Below are 6,000 nucleotides of genomic sequence, written 5' to 3' on the forward strand. Positions count from 1 at the left end.
TGCGCATTGCCGAATCCGTCCATGTCTACGAATGCTTCTACCCTGATTCCCGCCGAATGGCGCCTGCCCGTCGAAGGCATGACCTGCGCGTCGTGCGTGCGCCGCGTGGAGAACGCGCTGTCCAAGGTGCCTGGTGTGCACGAGGTAGCCGTCAACCTGGCCACCGAACAGGCCACCTTGCAGGCCGATAGCGCCGGCGCGCTATCCGCTGCTGCCCAGGCCGTTGCCGATGCCGGCTACGAAGTGCCGCGCGACACCATCGAACTCGAGATCGCCGACATGACCTGTGCCTCGTGCGTGGGCCGGGTGGAGCGGGCGTTGCGGGCGGTGCCGGGCGTGGTCGAGGCCCAGGTGAACCTGGCTACCGAGCGCGCCAGCGTGACCGTGCTGCGCGGTGCGGCCGATGCCGCCGTGCTCGGCGAAGCGGTGGTGCGCGCCGGATATGGGGCAAAGCCTGCTGTGGACGCCACGGCCGCAGCGGCAGGTACGCAAGCCACGCGCACTGACTTCTGGTCCGGTCCGTGGCCGGTGGTGATCTCGGCGGCGTTGTCGTTGCCGCTGGTCGCGCCGATGGTGCTTGCATGGTTCGGCATCCATGCGATGCTGCCGGGGTGGCTGCAATGGCTGCTGGCCACGCCGGTGCAGTTCGTATTCGGCTGGCGCTTCTACAAGGCCGGCTACAAGGCAGTGCGTGCGGGCGCCGGCAATATGGACCTGCTGGTGGCGCTCGGCACGTCCGCGGCCTACGGCCTTTCCATCTGGCAGATGTTCAGCGCCGGCGACGCCATGCCCCATCTCTATTTCGAGAGTGCCGCCGTGGTGATCACGCTGGTGCGGTTGGGCAAGTGGCTGGAAACGCGCGCCAAGCGCCAGACCGCCGATGCGATTCGCGCACTGGCCGCGCTGCGACCCGATACGGCACAGGTGCGCCGCAACGGTGTGGAGCAGACTGTGCCGTTGGCCGAGGTGCGCGTCGGCGATGACATCGTGGTGCGGCCCGGCGAGCGGATTCCGGTCGATGCCGAAGTGGTCGAGGGTAACAGCCACGCCGACGAATCGATGCTGACCGGCGAGTCGGTGCCGGTGCCCAAGCAGCCCGGTGACCGGCTGACCGGTGGTGCGATCAACTATGAAGGCTTGCTGGTGGCGCGTACCGTTGCCGTCGGTGCCGAAACGGTGCTCGCAAAGATCATCCGCATGGTCGAGCACGCGCAGGCGGCCAAGGCGCCGATCCAGCGCATGGTGGATCAGGTAAGCGCGGTGTTCGTGCCGGTGGTGCTCGGTATCGCGCTGCTTGCATTGCTCGGCTGGGGCCTGATCGGCCACGACTGGAGCCAGGCATTGCTCAATGCGGTGGCCGTGCTGGTGATTGCCTGCCCGTGCGCACTGGGCCTGGCTACGCCGACCGCGATCATGGCTGGTACCGGCGCTGGCGCGCGCGCCGGCATCCTGATCAAGGATGCCGAGGCACTTGAAGTGGCGCATCGCGTATCGGTGGTGGCGTTCGACAAGACCGGCACGCTGACCGTGGGCAAGCCCGAAGTGGTGGCGCTCCATGCGGCCGATGGCGATGACGCGGCACTGCTGCGCCAGCTGGCCGCCTTGCAGGCCGGCAGTGAACATCCCCTGGCGCGGGCCGTGGTAGCGCTGGCCGCGGCGCGTGATATCGCGGTGCCCGTGGCCAGCGATGTGCGTGCATTGCCGGGCCGTGGCATTGCGGGCGTGGTGGCGGGGCAGGCGCTGCAGCTCGGCAGCGAAGGCTTGCGCGTCTCGTTGAATGCCGAAGCCGGAGCATTGCAGACCGCCGCGGAGCAACTGCGCAACGAAGGGCGTACGGTGTCCTGGCTGATCGATCCGGCGCAGCACGCTGTGCTGGGGCTGGTGGCGTTCGGTGATGCGCTGAAGCCCGGCGCAGCTGCGGCAATCGCACGGCTGCGCGATGCCGGTATCCGTACCGTGATGCTGACCGGCGACAACGCGGGCGCGGCGGCACGTGTCGGCGCGATGCTGGGGCTCGACGAGGTGCAGGCCGAAGTGTTGCCGCAGGACAAGGCGGCACGCGTGAACGCACTCAAGCGCAATGGCGAGGCCGTGGTGGCGATGGTGGGCGACGGCATCAACGACGCCCCGGCACTGGCGGCAGCCGACGTCGGGATCGCGATGTCCACCGGTACCGATGTGGCGATGCACGCGGCCGGTATCACACTGATGCGAGGGGACCCCGCGCTGGTGGCCGATGCGCTGTCGGTATCGCACCGCACTGTCCGCAAGATTCGCCAGAACCTGTTCTGGGCGTTCATCTATAACGTGGTCGGTATTCCGTTGGCGGTGGCCGGCCTGCTCAATCCCGTGGTGGCTGGCGCGGCCATGGCGTTCTCGAGCGTCAGCGTGGTTGGCAACGCGCTGCTGCTGCGCCGCTGGCATCCCGCAACCGGCAAGGAGGGCAAGTCATGAATATCGGTGAAGCAGCGCAAGCGTCGGGCGTGTCGGCGAAGATGATCCGCCATTACGAATCGATTGGCCTGGTCGATACGCCGCCGCGCAGCGAAGGGGGCTACCGTCTCTACGACGACCGCGCGGTGCACACCTTGCGCTTCGTACGGCGCGCCCGTAATCTCGGTTTTTCGCTCGACGAGATCCGCGACCTGCTGTCGCTCTGGCATGATCGCGGGCGGGCCAGCGCCGACGTCAAGGCACTGACGCTCAGGCATGTGGCGGACCTCGAAACCAGGATTGCCGAACTGGCCGCCATGCGCGACACGCTGCGCTCACTGGCCGAGTCCTGCAGCGGCGATGACCGGCCCGATTGCCCGATCCTGTCGGACATGGCGTGTCATCGCTAAGGGAAGCAAAAACAACAAGCAACAACCAGCAGGTCCCAATGAGGAGCCGATGGGATGAACGAGCCTGTGACCGCCACCGAGTCGCGCCAGCGTATGCGCGATGGTACCGAACTGCTGTTGCGCACCTGGCTGCCCGATCCGCAACGTTTTCCGGAACCACTCGGTACCGTGCTGCTGGTGCACGGCCTGGCCGAACACAGTGGACGCTATCCGCACGTAGCGGCTACGCTCGGCGCACTTGGCCTGCGCGTGCGCGCCTATGACCAGCGCGGCCACGGGGCCAGCGGCGGCCCACGCATGGTGGTGCCACATCCCGACAGCTACCTTGACGATCTTGCGGAAATCCACGACGCCGTGGTCCGGCAGTGGAACGAGTTGCCCTTTCTGCTTGGGCACAGCATGGGCGGACTGATTGCGGCGCGTTTTGCCACGGCGCGTGTACGTCCGATCCGCGCGTTGATTCTGTCGTCACCGGCATTGGCATTGAAGTTGTCCAATGCCATGCTTACCGTGCATCGGGTACTGCTGGCATTGCTGCCGCGCATGCGTGTGCCGAATCCCATCGATGCACGCCTGCTGTCGCACGACCCGGAAGTGGTGCGTGCCTATCGCACCGATCCGCTGGTGCAGGGCACCATCAGCGCCAGCGTGCTGGAATCCTTTGTTCGCGGCATGGCACAAGCGCAGGCCGATGCGCCACGGCTGGAAGCGCCGATGCTGATGCTGGTGGGCGGCGCCGATCGTGTGGTCGATCCACAGGGTAGTCGGACTTTCTTTGAGAACGCTCCGCAAGACTTCAGCGAGCTGGCCTGGTTCGACACCGGTTTCCACGAAATCTTCAATGAGGCCCAGCCGTTGCGCGGCGAGGTGCTGGCGGCACTGACAGACTGGTTGCGCCGGCATCTCGATGCTCCGGCAAACCCCTGACGACGGCAATGGGCAAGTCGTGCGATGATCTCCGGCATTCCGACAATAAAAACCGATGCCCTCAGGGCCTGCAAGGATGCAAAGGAATATGGAGACGTACGACTACATCATCGTGGGGGCGGGTTCGGCCGGCTGTGTGCTGGCCAACCGCCTGACGCAGGACGCCGATGTCAATGTGCTGTTGCTTGAGGCCGGTGGGAAGGACGATTATCACTGGATTCATATTCCGGTCGGCTATCTCTATTGCATCGGCAATCCACGCACCGACTGGCTGTATCGGACTGTGGCCGAGGCCGGCCTGAACGGCCGCTCGCTCGGTTATCCGCGCGGCCGTGTGCTGGGTGGATCGTCGTCGATCAACGGCATGATCTACATGCGCGGCCAGCGTGAAGACTACGACGACTGGGCACGCATTACTGGCGATGACGGCTGGCGCTGGGACAATGTCTTGCCGCTGTTCAAACGCAGCGAGGACCACTACCGCGGCGCCAACGAGTTCCACGGTGCCGGCGGCGAATGGCGCGTGGAAGCGCAGCGCTTGCACTGGGACATCCTGGAGCGCTTTATCGATGCGGCCGAGCAGGCCGGCATTCCTCGCACCGACGACTTCAATCGCGGCGACAATTTTGGCGTCGGCTATTTCGACGTGAACCAGCGCCGCGGCATCCGCTGGAACACGGCCAAGGCTTTCCTGCGCAAGGCTTCCGACCGGCCCAACCTGACCATTGTCACGGGCGCGCAGGTCAGTGCGCTGACGTTCGATCCGGTTGATGGCCGTCGCTGCACTGGCGTGCAGTACCTCGGTGGTGGCCAGGCCGCGGAAGCGCGTGCAACGGAGGAAGTCATTCTTGCCGCCGGTGCCGTCAATTCGCCACAGCTCCTGGAGCTGTCGGGTATCGGCCAGCCCGAGCGCCTGCAGGCGCTTGGCATTGGTGTGCGCCATGCCTTGCCCGGAGTTGGCGAGAACCTGCAGGACCATCTGCAACTGCGTACCGTGATCAAGGTCGAGGGCGTGCGCACGCTCAACACGCGTGCATCGAAGTGGTGGGGCAAGGTGGGCATTGGCCTGCAATACGCGTTCAACCAGAGCGGCCCCATGAGCATGGCGCCGTCGCAGCTCGGCGCTTTTGCACGTAGCGACGAAAGCCAGGCGCGCGCCAACGTCGAGTACCACGTGCAACCGCTGTCGCTCGATAAATTCGGCGATCCGCTGCACGACTTCAATGCGTTCACGGCCAGCGTCTGCAACCTGCGTCCCACGTCGCGCGGCAGCGTGCATATCGAGGATGCCGACTTCCGTCGCGCGCCGCGCATCGCGCCCAACTATCTTTCCACCGAAGAGGATCGCAAGGTGGCGGCCGATTCGATCCGCCTCACGCGGCGCATCGTGGCATCGCCGGCACTGGCCCCGTACCAGCCGAAGGAATGGCTGCCGGGCCCCGCATTCCAGACCGACGAACAACTGGCCGAAGCGGCCGGTGCCATCGGCACCACGATCTTTCATCCGGTAGGTACGTGCCGCATGGGACCCGACGGCGATGCCGATGCCGTGGTCGACAACCGGCTGCGCGTGCGCGGCATCACGGGGCTGCGCGTGGTGGACGCATCGATCATGCCGCTGATCACGTCGGGCAATACCAACTCGCCGACGATCATGATTGCGGAGCGCGCCAGCGACATGATTCGCGCCGACCGCAAGGCACGCGCGAGCGGTGCAGCAAATTCGCCTGAAATCGTCACCCCGGTTTCCGTCTAGGGGTCTTCCACGATACATCGCGCCGACTATTCCGCAGACGTCGGTACGGCGCCGCACGCCGCATCCGGACGCTGTCTCCAATGTCTTATGCTTAGTGCAAACCCCGATGTTTTGCGACGCAGCAGGCGCACACAATAGTCGCCGGTATACGGTGCCGCAGCCTTCACTTCGCGCCCCGTACCCAAGCGGCAGCCGCGCCGTTCCAAATACCTAAATCAAGCGGCAACCATGGCGACAAAGCGCCGGAGTTCGAACCATTGTCAGTTGCCGGGCACAACCCGGCATCGCAGCAAGAGGGCGGGCAGGAGACTATGACTCAGGAAATCATCCTGGAAACCAGGAACCTCACGAAGGAATTCAAGGGGTTTACGGCAGTAAGCGACGTCAGCCTGCGCGTGCGTCGCGGTTCGATCCATGCGTTGATCGGACCGAACGGCGCGGGCAAGACCACCTGCTTCAATCTGCTTACCAAAT

At 65.3% G+C, this 6,000-nt stretch carries 5 protein-coding genes; all 5 read left to right on the forward strand.

The genetic code is table 11. The features are described from left to right. The first annotated feature begins 21 nt into the window (after positions 1 to 21). Complete coding sequence (locus tag ACO550_RS38265; RefSeq protein WP_315598207.1) at positions 22 to 2,454, forward strand: heavy metal translocating P-type ATPase; 2,433 nt, start codon at positions 22 to 24, stop codon at positions 2,452 to 2,454. Further along, the gene (cueR, locus tag ACO550_RS38270; protein ID WP_315598206.1) at positions 2,451 to 2,843 is read left to right on the forward strand and encodes a Cu(I)-responsive transcriptional regulator; all 393 of its coding nucleotides are present in this window, start codon (positions 2,451 to 2,453) and stop codon (positions 2,841 to 2,843) included. The genes ACO550_RS38265 and cueR overlap by 4 nt, the downstream gene beginning before the upstream one ends. Positions 2,844 to 2,897: 54 nt before the next feature. Then, positions 2,898 to 3,770 carry an alpha/beta fold hydrolase gene (locus ACO550_RS38275; RefSeq protein ID WP_315598205.1) on the forward strand — a complete coding sequence of 291 codons (873 nt, stop codon included), beginning with the start codon at positions 2,898 to 2,900 and terminating at the stop codon, positions 3,768 to 3,770. An 88-nt stretch (positions 3,771 to 3,858) separates the two neighbouring features. Further along, positions 3,859 to 5,526 carry a GMC family oxidoreductase gene (locus tag ACO550_RS38280; protein WP_315598204.1) on the forward strand — a complete coding sequence of 556 codons (1,668 nt, stop codon included), beginning with the start codon at positions 3,859 to 3,861 and terminating at the stop codon, positions 5,524 to 5,526. 311 nt (positions 5,527 to 5,837) lie between these two features. Then, positions 5,838 to 6,000, forward strand: a 163-nt coding sequence (locus ACO550_RS38285) for an ATP-binding cassette domain-containing protein (protein WP_315598222.1), incomplete at its 3' end; no start/stop codon positions are given.

Source organism: Cupriavidus sp. (assembly GCF_057315035.1).